The following is a 24,323-nucleotide window of genomic DNA, read 5'->3' as shown; positions in this document are numbered from 1 at the left end:
CGACCACTCATCTTTCAGTGGCCTCCGGGAGGCGTCAACGATCTGTCACCGGGCGTGCCGCGACAAAACCGCCTTATCCAACCGTTTCTGCACCCTGTGATGTGACCCTCGCCGCATCGGAGCGGTCCATACCTGTGGCAGAGTCGCCGTCTACCCGAAAACGACAAGAAAACGACAGGAACTGAGCGTGACCGAGATGCGGACCGAGGGCCAGGACGAGGCCGACAGCCTGAACGGGGCCGTCGCAGTCGGTGGCCGGTCGGCGGGACGACACGGTCGCGCCAAGGACCGTGGGCTGCCCGGTCGCGTCGGCCGCGTGGGCCGCTTCGGCCGACTGGTCCGCCGGGGACCGGCCCGCAGGAACCTGCGGATCGCCGGGGCTGTCGGGCTGTCACTGGCGCTGATCGGCGGCGTCGGCGCGGTCTGGGCCTACCAGAAGCTCAACGGCAACATCAGCTCCTCGGACCTGTTCTCCGGCACCGGCAGCGGCGGCGCGGAGAAGGTCGACGCGTTCGGCCGCAGCCCGATCAACATCCTGCTGATCGGCTCGGACGAGCGCAGCAGCTCCGCCGACTGCAGTCTGGGCGGCGACTGCAACTCCCCCGGCGCCCGCGCCGACGTGGAGATGGTGCTGCACGTCTCGGCGGACCGCAGCAACGCGACGGTGATGAGCGTCCCGCGCGACCTGGAGACGGCCGTCCCGCAGTGCAAGGCCGCCCCGAACCAGCCGAGTGAGCCCGCGCACACCGACATGATCAACAGCGCCCTTAACTGGGGCCCCGGTTGCAGCGTCGCGGCGGTGCAGCAGCTCACCGGCATCCACATCGACCACTTCATGAAGGTCGACTTCGGCGGCGTGGTGAACATGTCGGACGCCGTCGGCGGCGTCCAGATCTGCGTCGACAAGAACGTCTACGACCCCTACTCCCACCTCAAGCTCTCCGCCGGGACGCACACCCTCAAGGGCGTGGCCGCGCTGGAGTTCGTCCGCACCCGCCACGGCTTCGGCGACGGCAGCGACCTGGGCCGCACCTACGCGCAGCACCTGTTCCTGTCGCAGCTGGTCAACAAGCTCAAGGACGCCGGGACGCTGACCAACGTCGGCGACATGTGGAACCTGGCCAACGCCGCGACCAAGGCGCTGACCGTCGACAACGGGCTCGGCAGCATCACCAGCCTGCTCGGGCTGGGCGACGAGCTGAACAAGGTCCCGACGGGCAACATCACGTTCGCCACCATGCAGACGACGGCCGACCCGACGGACAACTCACGGGTCGTCATCGCGCCCGGGGCACGGGACATGTTCGACGCCATCGCCAACGACGAGTCGCTCAGCGCGGTCGCCGGCAAGGGCGGCGGGACGGGCAGCGCGAAGCCGAGCGCGCCCGCTGCCCCTTCTTCTGTGCCAGTGGACAAGAGCGGTGTCGCGGTCAAGGTCGAGAACGGCACCACCGTCACGGGACGGGCCGGTGCGGTTGCCCAGGCCCTGCTCGACGACGGCTACAGCCAGCAGACGGCGGCTCTGACCGGCCCGTCCGCCGCCACCACGTCGCTGCGCTACCCGGCCGCTCACGCCGCGCAGGCCCAGGCCGTCGCGAAGTCACTCGGTCTCCCCGCGAGCGCGGTCAAGCAGGACAGCGCGGTCGGCTCGATCGTGCTGCTGATCGGCGCGGACTGGCCCTCCGGCGCGACCTTCCCCGCCGGCAGCGGCACGGCGCCCGCGCCCGCCGACACCAAGGCGGCCCTCGACAACGCCCACGCGCAGACCGCCGCGCAGCGCGACGGCTGCGCCCAGGTCAGCACCTTCGCCACGGTCAGCCTGCCCGGCTACGGCCCGATGACCCCGACCCGCGCGTACGAGCTCAGCTCGACCGTGCCGAACTCGGCTCCCTGACGCCGGACGATCTAGCATGCTTGGCGTGACCGCGCGGAAGGGACCCAGGGACCTCGACGTCCTGGCCGTGATCGCGCTCGGCGGCGGGATCGGCAGCATCGCCCGGTACGGGCTGAGCCGCGCGATGCCGACCCCGGCCGGGGGCTTCCCGTGGGCCACCTTCGTGACCAACGTGGTCGGCTGCGCGGTGCTGGGCGCGCTGATGTACCTGGTCCTGGAGGTCTGGCCGCCGTCCCGCTACCGCAGGCCGTTCCTCGGCGTCGGCATCTGCGGCGGCTTCACCACCTTCTCCACGGCCGTGGTCGAGAGCCGTGGCCTGCTGGCGGGCGGCCACGCGGGGACCGCGTTCGCGTACCTGGCCGGGAGCCTCTTCGCCGGACTCGCGGCAGTCGCGGCGGGCGCGGCGCTGGCCCGGCTGTCGGGCCGGGCGCGGCGTCCACGGGGACATGAGGAACCGGGACCCGGGGCGGAGCCAGTGCCCGCGACAGGACCGACGGAGGGCCGACAGTGAGCGCCACCGGACATCTGCGCCTGACAGTCCACCTGCGCGAGGACGCGCAGTGGCACCACCACCCCGCCGCCACCGAGATCGTCCACCGCGCCCACCTCGCGGGCCTGGCCGGCGGCAGCGTCTTCCGCGGCGTCGAGGGCTTCGGCCACGGCGGCCGCGTCCACACCGCCCGCCTGCTGGACCTGGCGGGCGACCTGCCGCTGATGGTCGTCATCGTCGACGAGGAACGGAAGGTACGGGCCTTCGTCCCGTCCGTCCAGGAGGTCCTGGGCGCGGGGAACGGGCTGATCACGCTGGAACGCGTGGAGGTCGTCGAGGATGTCCAGGACGCCGAGGATGTCGACGACGGGGACGCGGACGGGGAGGGCGGGGGCTGATGGCGGTTCTGCTCGTCTTCGTCGGCGGCATGCTGGGCGCGCCCCTGCGTTACCTGACCGACCGTGCGGTCCAGTCCCGCCACGACAGCGTGTTCCCGTGGGGGACGTTCACCGTGAACGTCGTGGGGTCCTTTGTCCTCGGCGGGATCGCCTCCGGTGTGGCCCACCACGGCTGGTCCCCGGACATCTCGCTCTTCGCGGGCACGGGGATCTGCGGCGGCCTGACGACGTTCTCGACCTTCGGCTACGAGACGTTGCGGCTGCTGACCGCTGGGGCGCGGGCGGAGGCCGCGCTCAACGCCTGCGGCTCGCTGGTCGCCGGGTTGGCCTCAGCGGCGGCGGGGTTCGCCTTGGTCTCGACGCTGTAGGTGCAGTCGCCTGATCAGTTCCTTCTGCGCCGCTGCAACAGCACCGGGAGGAACGAGACCACGACCACCAGGGCGACCAGCGGGAGCAGGTAGTTGTCCACACCCGGGACCTCCGCGCCGAGCCAGTAGCCCAACAGCACCAGGCTCTGCGACCACGCGATCCCCGCGACCACCTGCCACAGCGTGTACGTCTTCGCGGGGACCTCCAGGACACCGGCCACCGGGCCGAGGACCGTGCGGACCATCGGAATGAACCTGCCGATGAGGATCGCCTTGCGCTGCCCGTAGCGGGCGAGCAGTTCCTCCCCGCGGGTGACGACCTCCTTGAGCCGGACGGAGTGCGACCGGGCCAGCATCGCGCGTCCGCCGCGGCGGCCGATGTAGTAGCCGACCTGCGCGCCCACGCACGCGCCGACCGCCGCGCAGACCATCACCTGCCACAGCGACAGACCGCTCCCGCCGTGCGCGGCCCCCGTCGCGCACAGGACTCCTGCGGGGAACAGCAGGGTGTCGCCCGGCAGGAAGAAGCCCACGATGAGCAGGCCGGATTCGGCGAAGGTCACGACCAGCACGGCGAGCGCACCGAACGCGGACAGCAGCGAGGACCCGTTCATCGGGTTCACCGCTGCGAGCAGGTTCGTCAACACTTCTGAACCGTAGCCCGAACGGCGGCAGGGTTCATCAGCCCCTGGTGCTGATCTCGCCCGCCGAGGCCTCCTCCGGAGGGTGGAGACACCCCGGTCGGGTATGGCCGCAGCCTGACGATGCGGCCGTTCGAGTTATCCACAGGGCTGGGAATCGTTTTGTGGATATCTCCACTCGCCCCGTTCGGCCGAGCCGAGCCTGGTTGCCGCCCCACACCTCCCCTCGACCGTTCACAGGAGCGCGCCCACAGCCCGCGCGGGACCGCGAAGACATTCAACTGGCGTTACTGACATGAGAATTGACGTCTCGTCATGAGATCTATCCATGGGTGCCCGCTGGCCCTCTCCCTCCCGGCCAGGCCCGGGATCGCGCTTTTCCCCAGGACTGGACGACGCCGCGCGGCCTGTGGATCACTGGCCGTCGCGACGCCGCCACAGATGGCTCTACAGCCGTTCCGGCGCCTCGATGCCCAGCAGGTCCATGCCCTGTGCCAGGGTCCGCGCGCTGAGCGCGCAGAGCAGCAACCGGGTGTCCCGGACCGCCCCGTCCTCCGCCTTCAGCACCGGGCACTGCTCCCAGAACGTCGAGAACGCCGAAGCCAGGGCCGAGAGGTAGGAGCAGAGCCGGTGCGGCTCGCAGCTCTCGGCGACGGCGTCGACCGCCGCGCCGAACTCGTCCAGCAGCAGCCCGAGCGCCCGCTCGGCGGGTTCAAGCGCGACGGAAGCTCCGGCCGCCGGGACGCCCGCGACCGCCGTGACACCCGTGACACCCGCCTTCCGCAGCACCGAGCGCATCCGGGCGTGCGCGTACTGGAGGTAGGTCGCGGTGTCACCGGTCAGCGACACCATCCGGGCCGGGTCGAAGACGTAGTCCTTGACCCGGTTGTTGGACAGGTCCGCGTACTTGAGCGCGCCGATGCCGACCTGCCGGGACCGCGCCTCCAGCTCCTCCGGGGCGAGGTCCGGGTTCTTCTCGGCGACGACGGTCCGGGCGGCGGCGACAGCCTGGTCAATCAGGTCCTGGAGCCGGACGGTGTCGCCGGACCGCGTCTTGAACGGGCGTCCGTCCGGGCCGAGGATCGTGCCGAAGGCCAGGTGGCTGGCCGTCACCTCCGGCGGCAGCCAGCCTGCCCGCCGGGCGGTGTCGAAAACCTGGGCGAAGTGCCGGGCCTGCCGGGCGTCGACCAGGTAGAGCAGCCGGGTCGCTCCCAGACCGTCGACCCGGTCCCGGACGGCGGCCAGGTCGGTCGCGGCATAGCCGTAGCCGCCGTCACCCTTCCGGACGATCAGCGGCGCACTGCCCAGGCCCTCCGGACCGGCCGCACCGCCTGCGCCGTCAGGGCCGTGAGAGCCGTCAGGGCCGTCAGCGCCGTCCGACGGGAAGACGCAGAGCGCGCCGTCGGAGGGAACCGCGATCCCTGCCCGCTCCAGGTCCGCGCAGACCTGCGCCAGCATCGGGTTGTAGTGGCTCTCGCCGAGCGCGTCGGCGTCCTCGAGCAGGACACCCAGTTCGGCGTAGACCCGGGCGAAGTAGCGCCGCGAGGCGGCGACCAGCCGCTGCCAGGCTGCCACTGTCTCGGTGTCCCCGCTCTGGAGGGCCACGACCCGCAGCCGTGCCCGCTCCGCGAAGTCCGGATCGGCGTCGAACCGCGCCCGTGCCTGCTGGTACACGTCGGAGAGCTCGGGCACCTGCATGTCGCCTGCGAGGCCCGTCGTCTCGGCCAACTGCTGGATCAGCATGCCGAAGGAGGTACCCCAGTCGCCCAGATGGTTCCGCCGGACCACCGTCTCGCCGGTGAAGGCCAGCACCCGGGCGAGGGCGTCGCCGATCACCGTCGACCGGATGTGGCCGACGTGCATCTCCTTGGCGATGTTCGGTGAGCTGTAGTCGATGACGGTCACGCCGGGTGCGCTCTTCGGCGCGACGCCGAGCCGGGCGTCGGCCGCCCGGGCGGCGAGGTTCCGCAGCAGGGCGCCGTCGCTGACGGTGATGTTGAGGAACCCCGGACCGGAGGGCCGGCAGACGAGGACGACGTCGTCCACCGGAATCCGCGCCGCGATCTCGGCTGCGAGCGCGGCGGGCTGCCGCCGCTCCGCCTTGGCCAGCGGCAGGACGCCGTTGGCCTGGAAGTCGGCCCGGTTGCTCCGCCGCAGCAGCGGTGACGCCCCTCCCATCGCGGCCGCGACGCGTCGCTCGACCACGACCGCGAGAGGCTCGACGGGGGTGGACGCGGCGTGCGCCGTCACGACAGGCGCGAAGGAGGAGGGACTCATGCCGGGCATTGTGGCGAGCCGCCGGCACACACAGCATCTGCTTTTCGCCGGCGGACTCCGGATGGCAGGACCGATCCGGCGCGCACACACTGATCACATGCACGAACTTCCGCTCGTTGCCGCGACGCAGCTGCAGCAGGCGCGGTCGTCCAGTCACGGCCGGGCCTCACGCCTGCTGCTGCACATGAACATGCTGCGGACCTCGCTGATCGCGCTGACCAAGGGTTCGGTGCTGGACGAGCACGAGGCTCCGCACGCCGGGACGCTCCAGGTGCTGGAGGGGAAGATCCGGCTCAGCGCGGAGTCGGGCGCCACGCTGGAGCTTGCCGCAGGCGAGCTCGCGGAGGTGCCGCAGGAGCGGCACGACCTGCTGGCGATCAGCGACGCCGTGGTGCTGCTGACCACCGTCACCGGCGTGTCCGGGCCGGAGTTCTGAGGCAGGCCTCAGAGCCCCAGCGCGCGCTGCAGGAAGTCGAGCTGGTGCAGGAGCATGCCCTCCGCCAGGGCCTCGTCCGTGACGCGGTGGCCCGTGCGGGCCAGCGGCAGGAACTCGTACGGGCGACCGGCCGCCAGCAGCGCGTTGGACAGGCGCAGGGTGTTGGCCGGGTACACGTTGTCGTCCGCGAGGCCGTGCATCAGCAGCAGCGGGCGACGCAGTGAGGGGGCGTCCCGGAGCAGGTCGCAGGCCTCGTACGCGGCGGGCTGGGCGTCCGGGTGGCCGAGGAAGCGCTCGCGCCAGTGGGTGTCGTAGAGGTGCTGGTCGGTCACGCCTGCCCCGGCCGCCGCCGCGTGGAAGACGTCCGGGCGCCGCAGCACCGCCGCCTCGGCCAGCGAGCCGCCGAAGGACCAGCCGCGGATGGCGACCCGGTCCAGGTCCAGCCCGAACTCCGGGTGCTCGGCGGCGACCGCGTGGAGCGCGTCGATCTGGTCCTGGAGCGCCGGGCCGAAGGAGTCGAGATGGACCTCGCGCTCCCAGCGCGGGCCCCGCCCCGGCACGCCGCGCCCGTCGATCGCCAGCACGACGAAGCCCTGCTCGGCGAACCACTGCGAGACGTCGTCGACCCAGAACCGCCCCTCCGTCACCCGCTGGATCGCCGGGCCCGCGTACGGGTCGAGCAGTACCGGCAGCCGCTCGCCGCTGCCCGGCTCGTACCAGGACGGCAGGAAGACCGCCGTGCAGAGCGACCGCTCGCCGACCCGCAGCAGGGTCCGGCGCAGCTCGCCGATCGGCTGCTCCGCGCACGACGGCACGTCCGCCGGGCGCAGCAGCGTCCCGGCGCGCAGCACACCGTCCTCGTGCACGTCGGGCTCGTGGGTCAGCTGCTCCGTCGCGCCGGTGGTGAGGTCGAGGCGGTAGAGGTGGGCCGAGAAGACGTCGTCCGCGGGGACGGCGGTGATGAGGACCGACTCGCCGTCCACGGACAGGACCGCACCGAGGTTGATCCCGGCCGGGGTGCCCGCGACGCCGTCGACCGCCAGGTGGCGGGTGTCGCCCTGGTCGAGGTGGGTGAGCAGGGCGCCGGATGCCGTCCGGGCGGGCAGGCCGGGGACGAGCTGGACCCAGGCGTCGTCGCGTTGCTCGGCGAGGCGGCTCGTGGTCCCGTCCGCCGGGTCGACGGCCAGGACGCGCACGGTGCGCTGGTCCCGGCTCTGGACGGAGGCGAAGGGGCCGTGCTCGTCCCATCCGGCCTCGGTGACGTACTCGAATGCCGCGCGGTCCCAGGCGACTTGATGCCTCTTCGGTGAATCCGCGTCGACCAGCCAGAGGCTCACGTCCGCGTTGGGCGTGCCCGCCGCCGGGTAGCGGGCCGCGCGGGGCCGGACGGTCGGGTCGGTCGGGTCGGCGATCCACCGGCGCTGCACGCTGGAGACGTCGACCCGGGCGACCAGCAGCCGCTCCCCGTCCGGCGACCACCAGTAGCCACGGGTGCGGTGCATGGACGCGGTGGCGACGTACTCGGGCGCGCCGAAGCTGACGTCGGCGCCGAACTCGCCGCCCAGTTCCGCCGGTTCGGGCGCGGCGACGACCCGGTCGGCGGTGCCGTCCCACTCCACGACGCGCAGGGTCGGCCCGCTGCGGTAGGCAATCCGCCGCCCGGTCGGGTCGGGACGCGGCTCGACCGGCGGCGCGGCGGCGGGGTCGAGGGTCAGCGGGCGGGGGGTGGCATGACCATCGCCGTCGCCGTCCTTGTCGCCGAGGTCCAGCGTCCACAGGCGTCCGGCGAGGGCGAAGGCGATGCGCCGGCCGCTCGCGTCGGTCGCATAGGCGCCGATCCCACCCTGCTCGGGCGCCAGCGCGGCCGGGTCGGCGAGCAGGCGCTCGGTGCCGTCGGCCACGTCGCGTGCCCAGAGGCAGTCCACCGGATCGCTGCCGCCCCGGCTGCGCAGGAACAGCACCGTCGAACCGTCGGAGGTGAGCGTGAACTGCCCGGGCACGCCGAGCGAGAAGCGATGCGTCCGGGCGAGCTGACGCGGCAGGGAGGGCGAGTCGGGAGCCATGCGAGGCACACTCGCACACCCCCGTACAGGCCCGCCCGCCATTTTCCGGGCTGCGGCTGCGCGGCCCGGCGCTACCGGCTCACTCCGGCGCTTCCTGTTCTTCCGGCGCTCCGCGCAGGGGCAGGCCCGCCGCCCGGTAGACGTCGTCCAGCAGGCCCATCGTCACCACCGCGTCGCGCGGCGGTGTGAGCACCGGACCGCCGTCGAGCACCGCCGCGGTGAAGGCCGCCAACTGGCAGGCGTAGCTGCTCGGTGCGCTGATCCGCTCGCGGCGGACTACGGAACTGCCGCCCGCCGCCCGGCGGCTGCGCACCGTGAGTCGGTGGAAGACCTGCGGTGCCACGAAGTTGAAGACGCTGAGCTCGCCCTCCGTGCCGACCACGCGGGCCCGCATGGACAGCACCCGCCGCGACCACAACGAGGCCCGCACCCGCCCGGTCGCGCCGCCTTCGAAGGCCAGTTCCGCCTCCATCGCCCGGTCGATCCGCGGATCCTGGCGGAGCGTCGACGCGCGTGCCGAGACGACGCGCGGATCGCCGACGCCGCCGCCGTCGCCCAGCAGCCGTGCGACGTGGAGCGCGTAGCAGCCCGCGTCCATCATCGCGCCGCCCGCGAGAGCGTAGGAGTACCGGATGTCCTGGAACTTCGGCAGCGGGAAGCAGAGCTGCGCCTCGATCCGGCGGATCTCGCCGAGCTCGCCGGAGGCCGTGATCTCGCGCATCCGCTCCGCCAGCGGGTGGTAGCGGTAGTGGAAGGCCTCCATCACCACCAACCCGCGCTCCGCGTACGCCGCGTCGGCGGCCTTCGCGACCAGTTCGGCTTCGGCGCGGTTGGCCGTGAACGGCTTCTCGCAGAGCACGTGCTTGCCGGCGTCGAGCGCCTTCAGCATCCACTCGGCGTGCAGGCCGTTGGGCAGCGGGATGTAGACCGCGTCGATCGACGGATCGGCCAGCAGCGCGTCGTAGTCGTCGTGGATGACAGGCACCCCGTGCTTGCGCGCGAAGATCTCCGCCCGGCTCCGGTCGCGTGCGGCGACCGCGGCGACGGTCACCCGGGGCGTCTGCGCGGCGGGCTTGATCAGCGCGGTGGGCGCGATGGCCGCCGCGCCGAGCACGCCGATCCGCAGCTCGGTGTCGGGCCCGGAGACAGGCGCGGAAGTGGGGGCGGTTTCGGCGGTATCGGCCGTGACGGCGGCGACGGTGGAGGCTGAAGGGGGAGCAGGGTGACCCATGCACCCACTGTGACAGGGAGTGGGGACACACGGAACTGCCGTGCGTCCCCGTCGAGATGCGCCACCACCGCGACCCGTCCTGCCGCCGCTACTGCTGGGTGGGGTCGTTCGCCGCGTCCGAGTCCGCCGCGTTGGCGGCCGACTGGGCGGCGTTGACCTTCGCCTGCTCCTGCTGGAGCGTTGCGGTCTGGCCCGCGTTCGGCGTCGCGCCGGCCGACGCGGCCGTGCCCGACGCGGGCGCGGATCCGGCCGAACTGCCGGAGCCGCCACCGCAGGCGGTCGCGCCCAGCAGGACCGCCGCCGCCAGCAGTGAGCCGACTGCGGCACGCGTCAGCGTGGTGCGCGTGGAGGCCGGGCCGACCATGTCCGTCGGCACGTCAGCACGACGGGATCGTCCGGGTCGCAGGGATCGCATGCTCAGCTGGCTCCCTTGCCGTTGTCGTTCGCGGAGCACCAGGTCTGGACGCCCTGGAGGTCGCTCTCACGCTGCTGGAGCGTGGTGACGAGCGACTTGCGGAAGTTCAGCCGGTCCTGGAGGTAGGTGGCGATGGCGGTGTGCCCGGCCTTCTTCGCGTTGTCGACGCGCTGCTCCAGGCGGGCGACCGAGCCGACGACGTTGACGCCGCCGTTCAGGCGGTGCAGCTCGCGCTGGATGCGCTTGTCCAGCTTGGGCACGCGGACGCAGAGCGCGTGGGCGCCGTCGCCCTTCGGTCCGTGCGCGGCGGGAGCGGTGGCGGCGGTGGAGCCGCCGGTGGAGCTGGTGGTCGCGCTGCCGCTCGCGGCGAACGCGGGCCCGCCCGCGAGCAGGGCCCCGGTGAGGGCCACTCCGGCCACGGCGACGCGTGCACTCTTCTTGAAACGGATCATGAGACCTACTCCTTCGAACTCCGTGGGCGGCTGGATGACCCGAACTGTCGTCCAGCCGCTCGCGGAGCGTAGGAGGGCACTTTGTGGAATCTCTGTGGTCCGCGGTGAACTTCGCCGAAGAGGACGTCGGAACCGGGCAGTGCCGGGCAGAGCCGGTCGGAGCCGGGCAGAGCCAGGTGGGCGGCTACGCGGGATACGAGGCGACCTCGCCGGTCGGCTCCCCCAACTCGTGCGTCACATGCGCGGCTTCGGGAAAGCGCCAGCGGGTCATCGACTCGGGGAAAGCGCCCTCGAACCACGAGAACCCGAGGTGCGGAGTGACGGCGAAGACCGGTGAGTCGCCGATCACGATCGTGCCCGGGTCCCCGGTTCTGGGCATCGCGTACTTCGCGGCGTACGCCGCGTCCACCTCCGGCGGTCGGTCGGCCGAGGGGACGGGCTCGGCGGTGCCCTGGAGGGAGACCAGTTCGGCAGCGCTCTCCAGATGGACGCTGACCCGGCAATCGACCGCAAGATTGCGCGCCTTGCGCGTGCGTGCGCCGGTGCTGAACCAGAGGCGTCCGCCGACCCAGACTCCCCAGACGGGCATCGCATGCGGGCCGGTGTCCGGCGAGGCGGTGCAGATCCAGTAGTTGCGGGCCCCAGCCAACCGGGTGCGCACCTCCGGCCAGGCCATCGGGATCCGCACCGGCTGCGGCGCCGGCTCCGCCAGTGCCTCTGTCTCCGCGTCTGCTGTCTCCGCGTCCGTCTCTGTCTCTGCCATGGCTCCAGTCTGCGTCTGGTGGCCCTGACCTGCCCGTTCGCAATTAATAATGGCCAGCATTACCGTGGATGCATGGCACGCACCCCGACCAACGGCCCGAGCACCCGCGAACGCCTGATCCTCGCGGCCGAGCAGCTCTTCGCCACGCGCGGCGTCGACGGAGCGCAGCTGCGCGACATCGTCGCGCTCGCCGGGCAGGCCAACCCCTCCGCCGTGCAGTACCACTTCGGCTCGCGCGAGCACCTGCTGCTCGCGCTGATGGCCGAGCGGCAGCAGCGCGTCGAGGCCGTGCTCGCCCAGCAGCAGCCGGACCCGACCGGCCTGCCGCTCGTCGAGCTGCTCGACGCGCTGGTCACCGCCGAGGGCACGGAGCTGCGCACCGAGCGCGGACGCCACTGCCTGCGGATCTCCGCCCAGATCAGCCACCGCAGCGGCATCCGCACCCGTGAGCCCCATCCCGGCCTCGCCGGCACCGGCTACTGGCGGCTGATCTGCGAGCTGGAACGCCCGCTCGGCGCGCTGCCGGAGCCCGTCCGGCTGGAGCGCCTCGACCTGGCGCTCACCCTGATCGGCGCCGCCCTCGCCGAGCGCGCCCGCCAACTGGCCGACCGCGAGCCCCCCTTGACCGACGAGACGGTCTTCCTGGCCGACCTCGTCTCCATGACCGCGGCGCTGCTCACCGCACCGCATCCGCCGTCCGCCACGGCGGGTTCGTAACTCCGGCACCAGCCACACCGACGTGCCACCTCACCGAAGTGGTACGCCACGGACGTGCCACACCGCTGACGTGCCACACCTGAAGTGCTACACCTCGAAGGAGCGCACCATGTTCGACCTCAACGGCAAGACCGTCATCATCACCGGCGGCGCCCGCGGCCTCGGCGCCGAGACCGCGCGGCAGGCGGTCGCGGCGGGCGCCAACGTCGTGATCACGGACGTCCTCGACGAGGACGGCACGGCCACCGCCGCCGAGCTCGGCGACCGCGCCCGCTACCACCACCACGACGTGACCTCCGAGCAGGACTGGGCCGACGTCCTGACCTTCACGCTGGACACCTTCGGCGGCGTGAACGGCCTGGTCAACAACGCGGGCATCTCCACCGGCAGCTTCCTCGCCGACGAGTCGGTCGAGCACTTCCGCCGCGTCCTCGACATCAACCTGACCGGCGTCTTCATCGGCATGAAGACCGTGATCCCCGCCCTGCGCGAGGCGGGCGGCGGCTCGATCGTCAACATCTCCTCGGCGGCCGGCCTGATGGGCCTGGCGCTCACCGCCGGGTACGGCGCGTCCAAGTGGGGCGTCCGCGGCCTCTCCAAGATCGGCGCGGTCGAGCTCGGTACGGACCGCATCCGGGTCAACTCGGTGCACCCGGGCATGACCTACACCCCGATGACGGCCGGCGTCGGCATCCAGCGCGGCGAGGGCAACTACCCCAACACCCCGATGGGCCGGGTCGGCGAGGCCGCCGAGATCGCCGCGGCCAGCTGCTTCCTGCTCTCCGACGCCGCGTCCTACATCACCGGCGCGGAGCTGGCCGTCGACGGCGGCTGGACCACGGGCCCGACGGTCAAGTACGTGATGGGCCAGTAGGTTTCGCCTTGCTTCACTCCTGACTCACTCCTCCCCGACCCACACGGCGGGGACGGCTCAGACGGTCGCAATTCGCCCCGGGTCCGGCCGGGATGCGGGCCCCCGTGACACGGGTGATCGTGGAGACATGGGTGTCATCGTGATGATCGAGCCGCAGGCCGAACACACCCCCGACGTCGAGGGCAAGAGCTGGGTGGTCGGCGGCCTGCGCGCGGTCCACGCCGCCCGCGCCGCCGACGACGTCGCAGGCGATCCGGCCGACACCACCCTCTGCGGCCTGGCCACGGCGGGGATGGAGAAGCACAGCTACCACCCGTCGGGGCCGGGCGCGAGCTGGTACCCGCCGAACCTCACTCCGTGGGAGTGCAAGGCCTGTTCGCGGGCCCTCCACGAGAGCTGATCCGTTCGCCACGGGGCGGGCGCAGAGCATATGCCCAGAAGCGGTATGAACTGGGCTTTCTGTGCTGTACCACTTTTGTGATCCGATACCGGGACGGCGCGCCGGGTAGCCGTGTCCGACGCGTTTCGCCGGGGTGGTTGCCGGGGTAGAGCCGATTTCGTAGTTCGCTGTCCGCGGTACCGCTTCACCTGCTGTTCGAGGACGCGACCGACCCCAGGGGGGCTCAGCAGCGAGCGCCCCGCGTCCCGACAGGGAGAATGCCATGGCTCAGGGCACCGTGAAGTGGTTCAACGCCGAGAAGGGCTTCGGCTTCATCGCGCAGGAGGGCGGCGGCCCGGACGTCTTCGTCCACTACTCCGCGATCAACTCGACCGGCTACCGCGAGCTCAACGAGGGCGAGACGGTCACCTTCGACGTCGAGCAGGGCCCGAAGGGCCCGCAGGCCGCGAACGTCGTCCGCGGCTGACGCGAACCAGCGCCAACCCAAACAGCGACGCCCGGCCGGGAGGTCCTCCTCCCGGCCGGGCGTCGTGTTCCGCGCCCGCCAGCCCTGCCGGGACGGGTCGCACCGGGGTGTCAGGTGGGTGGGACGCCGCTACTCAACGAAGGGTCGTCGAAGGGCAGGATGGTGAACGCGGGACCGTTGGCCAAGGGGCGCATCACCCGGAAATGGCGCTGGTCCAGCGTCATGATGCGCGTGGTGGCGTAGCGAGCTGCCAGGCCGACGTTGACGGCGTCAGTCAGGCCCGGAGCAAGCTCACGGTAACGCGTCATGACAGCCATGGCGTGGGCGAGAAGTTCGGCGTCGAGAACACCGAGGATGAAACGTCCGCTGGCTTCCCGCTGCGCGATCCCGCGCAGCATGGCCAGTGATGCGTCGGGGCCGAGCGTCTTGGTGGAGCCGATCAGGTAGTCGAGCTCAGCCATGACCAGTGGCGAGATCACTACCGTTCCGGCCACCGCCCCACTGAGAACGGCACGGCATTGCCGATGGAGGGGGTCGGCCCGGTCAGCCGAGGCGAGCAGGACGGATGTGTCCGCAATGGTGATCAACGGCCGAACCCACGAGCGAGCATTTCGTCGCTGCGCGACGCCAGAGTCGGATCACCGCTGTCGAAGGTGGGCCAGTCCTCCAGGTCGTCCTGCCACGCGCGTTCGGAGAGGATGAACCGCTCGATGCTGGCGCGGATCAGCTCCGCCTCGCTCCGGCCGGTTCGGGCGGCGATCTCCTTCAGCTGCGCGTCGTGCGCTTCGTCGATGTACACGTTCGTCCGCTTCATACACCTCAGACTAGTACATGTGACGGTACATATCCACATTCCCCACCGAAGGAAGCCACTCCAAACTCGGTAGGAGTGCTCGGCCCTTGCGGACGATCGACCCTCCTGACCACGGACCGCACGAGGGCGGCTCCGACATGTTCGTGGACGGGGGTGGATGACGTGAGCGCTCCGTCGGAGGACCATGTGCTTGTTCACGCGGAGGGGAGGCGCGATGTTGCAGAGCGAGAACATCCCGAGAGGCGACTTCGCGAGGCGTCAGTGGGCGGGGCTGTCCAAGACCGTCCGTCACCGTGTGATGGAGGATGCCGCCCGCGGCCAGTCCTGCGGTGACGTACGGGTCGCTCGGGCAGCTGTCGGCTGGGCGTGGGAGGTGCTGGGGCCGCCAGATGCACGCCGAAGGGTGGGTATGTGGGAGGCGATCGGCTTCGTGGTCGACCTGATCACCAGCACATCCCCGGGTCTGGCTCTGAACGTGGACATCTACGACGGGTCGACGCAGCACGACGTCAATCCCGTCGTCCGCCGGAACGCGAGGCGTGTCGAGTCAGCGAATCCTGTCGGGCCAGCTGCCTCCCCGGAGCCGTAGGTGGGCGAGGGCAACCGCCTCGTCTGCCGGACGTAGACAATCCGAGGTCGCGCGCCCCGACCTGGCACAACAGTGCAGTCAGGAAGCCGAACGCGTACCCGGATTACCTCGCTACGCCTGTCGCCTCCGAGGCTCGCAAATCCGCATACTGAGAGCTGACGAAAGGACGGCCTGTGAACACTCCTTCCGGCCCTGCCGCCATGAGTTGGAGCGCACTCAAGGATGAGCTCTTCGACGTCGAAGACCAGGCCGACATCGCTGTCCGTGCGGACGCGCTCCGGGCCGAGGTCCGAGCCCACCGTCTGGCCGAGATCCGGCAGCGCCGGCATGCGACGCAGACCGAACTCGCAGCCCGGATGGGTGTGTCGAGGGAAGCTCGGCCGCTGTGAGGTCGACACGCTTGCGGCTTACGTGGCCGCGCTGGGCGGCAAGTTGAAGATCGTGGCCGACTTCGGCGATGAATCGCTCGTGCTCGGTTAGGGCTTCGCCACGGGAAGGCGCCCACATCGCGCTCACGGCGACGGCCGACGAGCACCCATTGGGGACCGCTGACAGAGAATCCCAGGTCGATCGCTCTGACCTGGGAGGGAGGTTGTGGGGCGCGTGGGGCTCGAACCCACAACCTACGGATTAAAAGTCCGCAGCTCTGCCAATTGAGCTAGCGCCCCGTGCGCGGTCCGGAGAAGGCTGGACCGGCCAGAGCGTAGCCTACCCGGTCGGGCTTGGGCTCCTGGGTTGTGGCGGGGTGCGGCGGGTCAGGGGGTCGGGGTGTGGAGGGCTCGGCGGACCGCGAGGAGGGCGCGGGGGTCGAGGGAGGTGGAGAGGTCCACGTCGGTGGGGTGGCCGGGCGTGCCGGGGTCGGCGGGGTTGGCGAGGGTGCGGTCGTGGAGGGCGAGGGCGCCGACGTGGGATGGGCCGACGGAGAGCGTGCGGAAGTGCCAGGAGCGGCCCGGGACCGGGGAGCCGTCGGCGGTCAGCAAGCGGGGCAGCTCCGCGTCGAGGTCGAAGCCGAAGCCGTTGAAGGGGTAGGCCAGGCCGAGGCCCAGCGCCTTGGTGTAGGCCTCCTTGAGCGTCCAGCGCCGGACCAGGCGGTCGTTGCGCGCCGGTTCGGGCAGGTCGGCGACCTCCGCCAGCTCCGGAGCGGTGGACATCTGCCGTTCGACGCCGCTGCCGCTGAGCGGGCGGTCGAACGGTTCGACGTCGACGCCGATCCGGCCGAGGGAGGTGATGCCGACCAGCATCACGTCGCCGGTGTGGCTGAGGCTGAGGTCGATCTGGTCGCAACCCCGCACATACAGACGCCCGGTGAGGGCCTGGCCGAGCTCGACCGTGCCGGGGAGGGTGCCGAGCAGCCGTGCGACCAGGTGCTTGACCAGCAGTCGGGTGGCCACGAACTGCGCGCCGCCGGGGCCGCTCCGGCGCTCGCGGTCGAAGTCGCGGCCGAGGAGGCCGCGCAGGCTCTCGCCGTCCTGCTGCTGCCACTGCACCGTCGAGCCGTGGACCAGGCCGACGCCGGTGCGGGCGAAGTCGCGGCGGACCGCGCCCCACGGACCGTCCGGGCCGGTGACCAGGTGGACGGCGGCGGGGACGACCAGCCGGGTCATCCGGCGAGCTCCAGATCGTAGAGGTCGAGGCTGCGCGCCTCGCGGTCACGGCGCAGCACCTCGGCGCAGAGGCGCTCCGTCACCTCCCTCGGGACCGGCGGGGTGGACCGGCCTGCCCGGCGCAGCAGCCGGTCGAGGGCCGTGACGATCCAGTCGAGGGAGGAGAGGAAAGGGTCGCCTCCGGCCTGCCGGTGCACGCCGAGGCAGCAGACGGCGGCGAGGGCCAGCGCGTAGCGGTCCACCAGCGGGAGGGCGAGGACGTGGGCGTCGTCGCCCGGGAGCGCTGCCGCCTCCGCGAAGATCTCGTCGAACTCGGCACGGAGTTCGGTGAGTTGGCGGGAGAGGAGATCGGCGAGCGGAGCGTCCTCGGCGGGGAGGGCGAAGAGGTCGGGGAGCGCCAGGAACCATGCGGCCAGGCCGTCGTGGCCGCCGCCGGCGGAGAGGCGCTGCGGGTCCAGCGGCGGGAGCGCTCCGTAGCGGTGGAACAGCTCCTCGGGCGCGAGGCCGGAGCGAGCCGGGTCGGCGGCGATGCCGGGCAGGCAGGGCGCGATCGCGACCTGGCAGACGGCGCGGCTGACATGGCAGAAGCTGACCGCGTCCATGTCGCGCAGGTGCTTGGCGAAGATGCCGTACGCCTCCCCGTCATGACCGTGGTCCCGGCCCTGGTCCTGGCCGTGGTCCTGGCCGTGGAGGGCTTCGCCCATCACCACCGCGAGGTGGCGCAGCGCCTCCTCCAGCATCGGCGGGACCAGGTACGTCGCCACGGCGGCCAGCGCGTTGCACTGCCCCGGCAGCAGGTGCAGCGCCCGACCGGCGACCAGGCTGACGCAGTCGCCGACCAGCAGGTCGACGAAGGTGGCCGCCAGCGCGTGGCGGGCGTTGCGGACGCGCGCCAGCGGGCGTCCGGCGACGCCGACCTGGACCGCGAACCGGGCGGCCGTGCGCAACGCCGTGTCGGCCACGCCGATCAGCATGCCGGGCGCGGCGGCGTGGACGACGGGGTAGGCGCGCAGGCCCTCCTCGACGCCCCGCCCCCAGGTGCCGAGCAGCGCGGCAGCGGGCAGCGCACAGTCGTCGAAGGCGAGGCCGCGTAGTTCGAGGCCCGGGACGGCCTCGGTGGGGACGCGGTCGAGCAGGCGCGCGCTGCCGTGGTGCAGCTCGCGAAGAGGGACGAGGACGGCGGTGCAGGCGTCGGCACCCACGTCGGAGCCCTCGGATGCCTCAGGTGCCTCGGGTGCGTCGGAAGACCCCTCAGGCGCGACGCCGACGCGGGCGAAGGCGACAAAGAGGTCGGCGTCCGCGCCGTTGCAGACGACCTGCCGGCCGCTGCCGAGCAGCAGGCCGCCGTCGGCGGTGCGGGCGACCGTGAGCTCGTCGCCCGCGAGGTCGGCGGCGTGGACGAAGTGCTGGAAGGCGACGGCCATCGTGCCGCCCGCGCGCAACGTGTCGGCGGTGAGCCGCTGTTGCTGCTCGTCGCCGTTGATCCACACGTGCGTGGCCGCCAGGAAGGAGCTCAGCGTGGAGCGGACGGCCAGGGCCACGTCGCGGCGGAAGACCGGGCGCAGCAGCAGGCCCAGCACGTCGACGCCGTCGAGGTTGCCGCCGAGCGCGGTGGGTACGAACTCCGCGGCCAGACCGAGGTCCCGGGTGAGGGCGAGGGCGGCCTGCGGGACCGTCGACGCGCTGTCGGCGGCCAGTAGGGCGCGGAATCCGAGCGGGGCGGCCGGGTCCCAGGGGTCGCCGAACGCCGTCTCGATCTCGGCGAAGCGGGCCTGCGCGGCGCGGCGTCGTGCGTGCGGCGCGGTGCCGGTCACTGGGCGCGTCGCTGTGCCGATCGCTCTCCGCATGGCTGGGCCGCTCGCGCTGTCGCTCGCACTGCCGCTCGATGCGCCGCTCGCGGTCCAGGTGGGCTGAAGTGTCACGGCTGTCCCTCACTCCCTGGTGCAGGCCCTGCCTCCCGACACGGATGATGATCCGTTCGGGGGCCGGCAGGCGCGAGTCTGTGGGCGGGACATCGCGCTCCGCTGGGGCGGGGCTGGAGTTCGGCTCGTACACGACTCGCCCGGTTCCAGGGCGGGCGGCCACCGGCGGAACGGCCTACGCGGTTGCGATGAACTCCGGTATGTCGCAACGAAGTTGCTCGGTGCACTCGGCGTGGAGCGCCCGCAGCTCACCGCGCAGGAAGTTCTCCCGCAGCACCGAGCGGCGGACCTTGCCGCTGGTGGTGCGGCGGACCGTGCCCGGCCGGACCAGCACCACGCCGTCCGCGACCGCGCCGAACTCCTCGGCCAGGCAGCGGCGGACCTTGGCCACCAGCTCCGCGTGGCCACCGTGGGACCGCACGGTGCCGCGGACCTCCTGCACCACGATCAACTGCTCGCTGCCGCCGCCGACGGCGAAGACCACGGCCGATGCCAGCATGGCGCCGCAGTCCAGCAGTTGGCGCTCGATCTCCTGGGGATGGAGGGAGCGACCGTCGACCTTGAGCAACTCGCGTTGGCGGCCGAGCACATGGAGCTGCCCGTCGAGCAGCGCCCCGAGGTCGCCGGTGGCGAGGAGGCCGCTGCCTCCGGAGTTGCCGCTCCCGGAGGAGCCACGGCGGCCGAAGACCTCGCCGGTTTCCAGCGGGCGTCCCCAGTAGCCGGGGGCCACGGACGGGCCGCCGACCAGGATCTCCCCCACGGCACCGTCCGGGAGTTCGGCGCCGGTGCGCGGGTCGACCACCACGAGCTCCATGCCCGGCGCGGGCATCCCGCTCGCCACCACGGCCCGGCCGTCGGCCGCGACCTCGGCGGGCCGGAGCAGCCCGCGTCCCAGTTGGAGGCGGTCCGCCGAGAAGACCGTGCCTTCCGCGCCCCGACTGCCCAGCTGCCGACCACCCAGCTCCCGACCGGCCGCCTGCCAACCGCCCGGCTCCCGGCCGGCCGCGACCAGCAGCGTGGCCTCGGCCAGGCCGTAGGCGGGACGTTGGGCGCCCTCCGGCAGCCCGGCCGCGGCGAAGCGGCGGCGGAACGCCGCGAGCGTGGTCGCCTGGACCGTCTCGGCAGCGTTGACGGCGGTGTGCCAGCGGGACAGGTCCAGCGAGGCCAGCTGGTCGTCCGTCACCTCCGCCGCACAGCGTGCGTACGCGGAGTCGGGCGCGGCGGCGGTCGTCACTCCGTACCGGCCGATGGCGTGCAGCCAGGCGGCAGGGTCGGCGAGGTAGAGCTCGGGCGGCATCAGCACGGCGGTCGCGCCCAGCCAGAGCGGGTGCAGCAACTGCCCGATCAGGCCGAGGTCGTGGTAGTACGGCAGCCAGCCGCCGATGCGCGACTGCGGGCCGGTGTCGAAGACCGTGCGGACCGCGTCCATGGCCGCGCACAGGTTGGCCTGGGTGATCCGGACACCGCGCGGGAGCGCCGTGGTCCCGGAGGTGTACTGGATCAGCGCGAGGTCGCCGCCGGAGAGCCGGGGCGGTGTCCACTCGCCCGGATCGCGTCGGGTCGCCACCGCGTCGACGACCAGGCACGGGACGTCGTGGCGTCCGGCGGCGGCGAGCAGGCGGGAGATCTCGGCGGCCGACTCGGCCCGGGTGAGGACCAGGCAGGCCGCGCAGTCCTTGACGATCGCGGTGGTCCGCTCGCCCGCCGCACGGGAGACGCCGGGCAGCGGCGCGGGGACGGCCACAGATCCGGCGTAGAGGCAGGCGAGCAGGGCGACGACGAGGTCCCGTCCGGGGCTCATGGCCACCAGGACCTGGCGTCCGGTCGCGCGGCGGGCCTGGAGTTCTGCGGCCACCGCCCGGGCGTCGCGGTCGAGTTCGGCTGCGCTGACGCGCTCGTCACGGCCGTCGGGGTGGACCACGACGAGGGCCTCCCGGTCCGGTCGTGTCCGCAGTGCCGCGATGACGTCGCCGGTGAGAGTTCGCTCCGCGTGCATGCCCTACCCCCATTGCAGGCCGTGCGAATGATTCTGTGAAGTCTGCGCGCCCCGCCTCGGAAGGGCCTCGAACGCGGCCGTGATTGCGGCTGGACGCGCGCTCGTCGAGCCGTGGACCGCGCAATCGTCGGCAATGCGGCGACAACGGCGGTAAAGGGCCGCACATCCGAAGCAAGAACCGGCACGAGGCCCGAGCAGGAACCCCGCGCCACGAACCCACGGCGACCCCGTCCGGTCACCCGCGCGCAACCTGTCCGCAGCCAACTGCGAAACCCGGCGCGACCTGCCGGAAATCCGTTCGCACGCCGCCGAGCCGGGCTCAAGGAGCGTTCGAGCGCCTGGATGCACCGTAGACATCAACCATGCCCGACAAGTCAGGAGACGCCCGATGAGAACCAGACCCGTCCTGCTCGCGGCGGCGGCCACCGTGCTCGCCGCGGCCACCACGACCGCAGCCGTCACCACGGCCTCTGCCGCGACCACCCGGGTGACCGACACCGGCTGCCACACGCTGGACGGGCACACCTTCCAGGCGACGACCGACGTGGGCTTCAACGAGAAGATGGCCTACAACGCCGCCGGAACCCAGCTGACCGCCACCGTCACCTCCGGTGGCCCGTTCGGGATCCCGGTCGGCACCGTGCTGACCGAGAACGTGTCGACGGCCAAGGTCGCCGACGGCATCTACACCGTCAGCTGGATCGAGCCCGGCAACTTCACCGTCACCGAGGCGCAGGACCTCAACTCCGGCACCATGCAGCTGTTCTGGAGCTACCCGGACAGCTCCGGCAACCAGGTCGGCGAGCAGCACAAGGGAACCGTCACCTGCCTGGCCGGCTGACATCCCGCGCACGCGATCACGCAACACGGTCCGGCCGGGCGCTGCCACCAGGGTTCCTCCCCCAGCGGGAGCGGACCACCGCCGGGCCGGCGGCCCTGCGACGACGGTGACTGCCCGGTCGACCCGACTACGACCGCAGGGGCGTGCCCGGTGAGGGCACTGGCGGACCGATCCCCCTTGCGGACCCATTCCCAAGGAGGCTCCTCCCATGTCCAACAGGTCCCGGCTCACGGTCGCCGTAGGCGACTGGAGCGCCCGGCACCGCAAGACCGCCGTCTTCGGCTGGCTGCTCTTCGTGGTCCTCGCGACCACGCTCGGCAGCATGGCCGGAACGAAGAACACCACCGACGCCGACAACGGCGTCGGTGAGTCGGGGCGTGCCGTGCACGCCCTGGCCGCGGCGGGGCTGGCCCAGCCCGCCGCCGAGTCGGTCTTCATCCAGTCCCAGGGCTTCACCGCCACCGACCCGCGCTTCCACGCCATCGTCGACGCCTCCGTCGCCGCCGTGGAGTCCACCGGGCGCGTCGCGCAGGTGCAGAGCCCGTACACCAGCGGCGCCCTCTCGGCCGACGGCCACTCCGCGCTGGTCGAGTTCGTGATGAGCGGCGACCCCGACACCGCCGCCGACCGGGTGCAGCCCGTGCTCGACGCGGTCGCCAAGGTGCAGAAGCAGCACCCGGAGGCGACCGTCGTCGAGTACGGGACCGCTGGTGCGACGAAGGAGTTCAACGACACCTTCAACAGCGACTTCGCGGGCGCCGAGTGGACGGCGGTGCCGCTGGCGCTGGGCATCCTGCTGATCGTCTTCGGCGCGCTGGTCGCCGCCGTGCTGCCGGTGGTGCTCGCGGTCACCGCGTTCACCGGCGCTTTCGGGCTGGTCGCGCTGACCACCAAGCTGGTGCCGACCAGCTCCGACGCCTCCTCGGTGATGCTGCTGGTGGGTCTGGCCGTCGGCGTGGACTACTGCCTCTTCTACCTCAGCCGGGAGCGCGAGGAGCGGGCTGCGGGCAAGGACCCGGAGACCGCGCTGCGGATCGCGGCGGAGACCTCCGGCCACTCGGTGCTGGTCTCCGGCCTGACCGTGATGGTCGCCATGGCGGGCATGTTCCTCACCGGGATCGCCGACTTCCGGGCCATGGGCGTGGCGACCATCGTGGTCGTGCTGGTCGCGGTGCTGGGCTCGCTGACGGTGCTTCCGGCGCTGCTGTCGATGCTCGGCGACAAGGTGGACCGGCTGCGCATCCCGTTCCTCGGCCGTCGTCGTCCCTCCCCCGAGGGTGGTCGCCTGCTGGCGCCGGTGCTGCGCACCGTCCTGGCCCGGCCGTTGATCTCCGCCCTGGTCGCCACGCTGGCGCTACTGGGCCTCGCGGTGCCCGTGCTGGGCATGCACACCGCGCAGTTGACGGCCTCCCAGGAGCTGCCGAGCAGCAACTCGGTGGTGCGCACCGGCGAGTTGATCGCCAAGGCCTTCCCCGGCAGCCCGCTGCCGGCCACCGTGGTGGTGCGCTCCTCCGCCGTCGGTGACCCCGCCCAGACGCAGGCCTTCGCCGCCTTCAAGCAGGCCGCGCTGGCGACCGGCAAGCTGCACGAGCCGATCACCGAGACCGTCCACGCCGACAAGGACATCGCGGTCATCACCGTCACCCTGGACGGCACCGGCACCGACGCGCCCAGCGTCGCCGCGCTCAACGTGCTGCGCGGCCAGGTCATCCCGGCCACGCTCGGCAAGCTGCCGGGCGCGGAGGTCGACGTCGCGGGCGACACCGCCGCGTCGGTGGACTTCAGCAAGCAGCTCTCGAACAGCGCGCTGCCGGTCTTTGCCTTCGTCATCGCGCTGGCCTTCGCACTGATGCTGATCTCGTTCCGCTCCATCGTCATCGCGATCACGGCGGCGCTGCTCAACCTGCTCTCGGTCGGAGCGGCGTACGGCGCGCTGACGCTGGTCTTCCAGCACGGCTTCGCGGCCTCGCTGATCGGGGCGCGGACGGTCGGCGCGATCACGTCCTGGCTGCCGCTCTTCCTCTTCGTCATCCTCTTCGGTCTGAGCATGGACTACCACGTCTTCGTGGTGTCCCGGATCAAGGAGGGCCACGACCAGGGCCTGGACACCAAGACCGCGGTCGCCCGCGGCATCGGCAGCACGGCGGGCGTGGTCAGCAGCGCCGCGCTGATCATGGTGGGCGTGTTCGCCATCTTCGGCACGCTGTCGGTGACCTCGATGAAGGAGGTCGGCGTGGGCCTCGCCGTCGCGGTGCTGGTCGACGCGACCGTCATCCGCGGGGTGCTGCTGCCCTCGGTGATGACGCTGTTGGGCGAGCGCAACTGGCGCCGCTCGGAGCGCCACACGGGCGCCACGGCCGCCTCAGCGGCCTCGCCGGCCACGCCTGCGGTGGCCGACGAGGACAGCCCGGAGGACGCGGGAGAGCCCGTGGCCGCGGGCTGAGCGCCCTTCTGTCAGCACTGGTTACGCACGCCGCGCCGCCCCCGTCGACCTGTCCGCGACGGGGGCGGTTGCGCGCAACCGAACGATCGGTCGTGAATATTTCACGACTCGGACGTTGGGAACTCACGGCCGACTGCGGTACCTGACACTGTCGCCGCACATCCTCGGAATGTGACAGTCGTGACGTCGGGAATCTCGACACGACGTCAAGCCCGCATCAACAGCGGGT

General features: G+C 72.0%; 24 protein-coding genes and 1 tRNA gene. 12 read left to right on the top strand and 13 right to left on the bottom strand.

All coding sequences use genetic code 11. The annotated features are described in order from the left end of the window. Positions 1–196 precede the first annotated feature (196 nt). From I2501_RS10440 to crcB, 4 genes are read left to right on the top strand one after another with little or no spacing between them, the layout of a single operon-like run. Complete coding sequence (locus tag I2501_RS10440) at positions 197–1,894, top strand: LCP family protein (RefSeq protein WP_196193662.1); 1,698 nt, start codon at positions 197–199, stop codon at positions 1,892–1,894. A gap of 25 nt (positions 1,895–1,919) precedes the next feature. Beyond that, a complete protein-coding gene (locus I2501_RS10435; protein ID WP_328806298.1) occupies positions 1,920–2,405 on the top strand; it encodes a fluoride efflux transporter FluC in 486 nt (161 codons plus the stop codon). After that, positions 2,402–2,782: a DUF190 domain-containing protein gene (locus I2501_RS10430; RefSeq protein WP_196193580.1), complete on the top strand. Its 381-nt coding sequence runs from the start codon at positions 2,402–2,404 to the stop codon at positions 2,780–2,782. Before I2501_RS10435 ends, I2501_RS10430 begins: the two co-directional genes overlap by 4 nt. Further along, positions 2,782–3,150 carry a fluoride efflux transporter CrcB gene (crcB, locus tag I2501_RS10425; protein WP_196193579.1) on the top strand — a complete coding sequence of 123 codons (369 nt, stop codon included), beginning with the start codon at positions 2,782–2,784 and terminating at the stop codon, positions 3,148–3,150. Before I2501_RS10430 ends, crcB begins: the two co-directional genes overlap by 1 nt. A 14-nt stretch (positions 3,151–3,164) precedes the next feature. Here the strand turns inward: crcB and I2501_RS10420 are convergent, their stop codons facing one another. Both I2501_RS10420 and argS read right to left on the bottom strand, forming a co-directional pair. Then, positions 3,165–3,764 (bottom strand): DedA family protein, encoded by a 600-nt coding sequence (locus I2501_RS10420; RefSeq protein WP_196193661.1) that lies wholly within the window; start codon positions 3,762–3,764, stop codon positions 3,165–3,167. 474 nt (positions 3,765–4,238) lie between these two features. Then, a complete protein-coding gene (argS, locus tag I2501_RS10415; RefSeq protein ID WP_196193578.1) occupies positions 4,239–6,068 on the bottom strand; it encodes an arginine--tRNA ligase in 1,830 nt (609 codons plus the stop codon). 97 nt (positions 6,069–6,165) lie between these two features. Here argS and I2501_RS10410 point away from each other — a divergent pair, with 97 nt between their 5' ends. Beyond that, positions 6,166–6,504: a cupin domain-containing protein gene (locus I2501_RS10410; protein ID WP_196193577.1), complete on the top strand. Its 339-nt coding sequence runs from the start codon at positions 6,166–6,168 to the stop codon at positions 6,502–6,504. Positions 6,505–6,512: 8 nt separating this feature from the next. On the opposite strand, the gene I2501_RS10405 is transcribed toward I2501_RS10410, so the two are convergent. The 5 genes from I2501_RS10405 to I2501_RS10385 all read right to left on the bottom strand — a co-directional run bounded on the left by I2501_RS10405 (position 6,513) and on the right by I2501_RS10385 (position 11,428). Further along, a complete protein-coding gene (locus I2501_RS10405; protein ID WP_196193576.1) occupies positions 6,513–8,567 on the bottom strand; it encodes a S9 family peptidase in 2,055 nt (684 codons plus the stop codon). Between the two features lie 79 nt (positions 8,568–8,646). Then, complete coding sequence (locus tag I2501_RS10400) at positions 8,647–9,798, bottom strand: Gfo/Idh/MocA family protein (protein ID WP_196193575.1); 1,152 nt, start codon at positions 9,796–9,798, stop codon at positions 8,647–8,649. Positions 9,799–9,886: 88 nt separating this feature from the next. After that, a complete protein-coding gene (locus I2501_RS10395; protein ID WP_196193574.1) occupies positions 9,887–10,213 on the bottom strand; it encodes a hypothetical protein in 327 nt (108 codons plus the stop codon). A 2-nt stretch (positions 10,214–10,215) separates the two neighbouring features. Next, positions 10,216–10,665, bottom strand: a complete 450-nt coding sequence (locus tag I2501_RS10390; RefSeq protein WP_196193573.1) for a hypothetical protein — start codon at positions 10,663–10,665, stop codon at positions 10,216–10,218. Positions 10,666–10,849: 184 nt separating this feature from the next. Further along, positions 10,850–11,428, bottom strand: a complete 579-nt coding sequence (locus tag I2501_RS10385; RefSeq protein ID WP_196193572.1) for a pyridoxamine 5'-phosphate oxidase family protein — start codon at positions 11,426–11,428, stop codon at positions 10,850–10,852. A gap of 72 nt (positions 11,429–11,500) precedes the next feature. Between I2501_RS10385 and I2501_RS10380 the strand changes: the two genes are divergently transcribed. The 4 genes from I2501_RS10380 to I2501_RS10365 all read left to right on the top strand — a co-directional run bounded on the left by I2501_RS10380 (position 11,501) and on the right by I2501_RS10365 (position 13,885). Further along, on the top strand, positions 11,501–12,145 hold the full coding sequence (locus I2501_RS10380; protein WP_196193571.1) for a TetR family transcriptional regulator: 645 nt from the start codon (positions 11,501–11,503) through the stop codon (positions 12,143–12,145). Positions 12,146–12,254: 109 nt separating this feature from the next. After that, entirely contained in the window at positions 12,255–13,019 is a 765-nt protein-coding gene (locus tag I2501_RS10375; RefSeq protein ID WP_196193570.1) for a glucose 1-dehydrogenase, read from the top strand. Between the two features lie 127 nt (positions 13,020–13,146). Beyond that, complete coding sequence (locus I2501_RS10370; protein ID WP_196193569.1) at positions 13,147–13,419, top strand: hypothetical protein; 273 nt, start codon at positions 13,147–13,149, stop codon at positions 13,417–13,419. A gap of 262 nt (positions 13,420–13,681) precedes the next feature. Beyond that, complete coding sequence (locus I2501_RS10365; protein ID WP_196193568.1) at positions 13,682–13,885, top strand: cold-shock protein; 204 nt, start codon at positions 13,682–13,684, stop codon at positions 13,883–13,885. A gap of 110 nt (positions 13,886–13,995) precedes the next feature. Here I2501_RS10365 and I2501_RS10360 read toward each other — a convergent pair whose 3' ends face one another. After that, positions 13,996–14,472, bottom strand: coding sequence for a PIN domain-containing protein (locus I2501_RS10360; RefSeq protein WP_196193567.1), 477 nt, complete (start codon positions 14,470–14,472; stop codon positions 13,996–13,998). Continuing rightward, a complete protein-coding gene (locus I2501_RS10355; RefSeq protein ID WP_215909408.1) occupies positions 14,469–14,699 on the bottom strand; it encodes a ribbon-helix-helix domain-containing protein in 231 nt (76 codons plus the stop codon). Before I2501_RS10355 ends, I2501_RS10360 begins: the two co-directional genes overlap by 4 nt. 789 nt (positions 14,700–15,488) lie before the next feature. Between I2501_RS10355 and I2501_RS10350 the strand changes: the two genes are divergently transcribed. Continuing rightward, entirely contained in the window at positions 15,489–15,677 is a 189-nt protein-coding gene (locus I2501_RS10350) for a hypothetical protein (protein ID WP_408022717.1), read from the top strand. 206 nt (positions 15,678–15,883) lie between these two features. Here the strand turns inward: I2501_RS10350 and I2501_RS10345 are convergent. The 4 genes from I2501_RS10345 to I2501_RS10330 all read right to left on the bottom strand — a co-directional run bounded on the left by I2501_RS10345 (position 15,884) and on the right by I2501_RS10330 (position 20,810). After that, positions 15,884–15,956: transfer RNA gene (locus tag I2501_RS10345), tRNA-Lys, on the bottom strand. Positions 15,957–16,043: 87 nt separating this feature from the next. Beyond that, a complete protein-coding gene (locus tag I2501_RS10340; RefSeq protein ID WP_196193565.1) occupies positions 16,044–16,892 on the bottom strand; it encodes a 4'-phosphopantetheinyl transferase family protein in 849 nt (282 codons plus the stop codon). Beyond that, the gene (locus tag I2501_RS10335) at positions 16,889–18,814 is read right to left on the bottom strand and encodes an acyl-CoA dehydrogenase family protein (protein ID WP_196193564.1); all 1,926 of its coding nucleotides are present in this window, start codon (positions 18,812–18,814) and stop codon (positions 16,889–16,891) included. Before I2501_RS10335 ends, I2501_RS10340 begins: the two co-directional genes overlap by 4 nt. A gap of 175 nt (positions 18,815–18,989) precedes the next feature. Beyond that, a complete protein-coding gene (locus I2501_RS10330) occupies positions 18,990–20,810 on the bottom strand; it encodes an AMP-binding protein (protein ID WP_196193563.1) in 1,821 nt (606 codons plus the stop codon). Positions 20,811–21,198: 388 nt separating this feature from the next. On the opposite strand from I2501_RS10330, the gene I2501_RS10325 reads away from it, so the two are divergent. Both I2501_RS10325 and I2501_RS10320 read left to right on the top strand, forming a co-directional pair. Then, positions 21,199–21,651 (top strand): MoaF-related domain-containing protein, encoded by a 453-nt coding sequence (locus I2501_RS10325; RefSeq protein WP_196193562.1) that lies wholly within the window; start codon positions 21,199–21,201, stop codon positions 21,649–21,651. Between the two features lie 208 nt (positions 21,652–21,859). Next, complete coding sequence (locus tag I2501_RS10320) at positions 21,860–24,094, top strand: MMPL family transporter (RefSeq protein WP_196193561.1); 2,235 nt, start codon at positions 21,860–21,862, stop codon at positions 24,092–24,094. The last annotated feature ends 229 nt before the right edge of the window (positions 24,095–24,323 follow it).

It is taken from the genome of Streptacidiphilus fuscans, assembly GCF_015690355.1.
GTDB classification, from domain to species: Bacteria; Actinomycetota; Actinomycetes; order Streptomycetales; family Streptomycetaceae; genus Streptacidiphilus; species Streptacidiphilus fuscans.
This window is presented reverse-complemented; position numbering and strand designations above follow the sequence as displayed.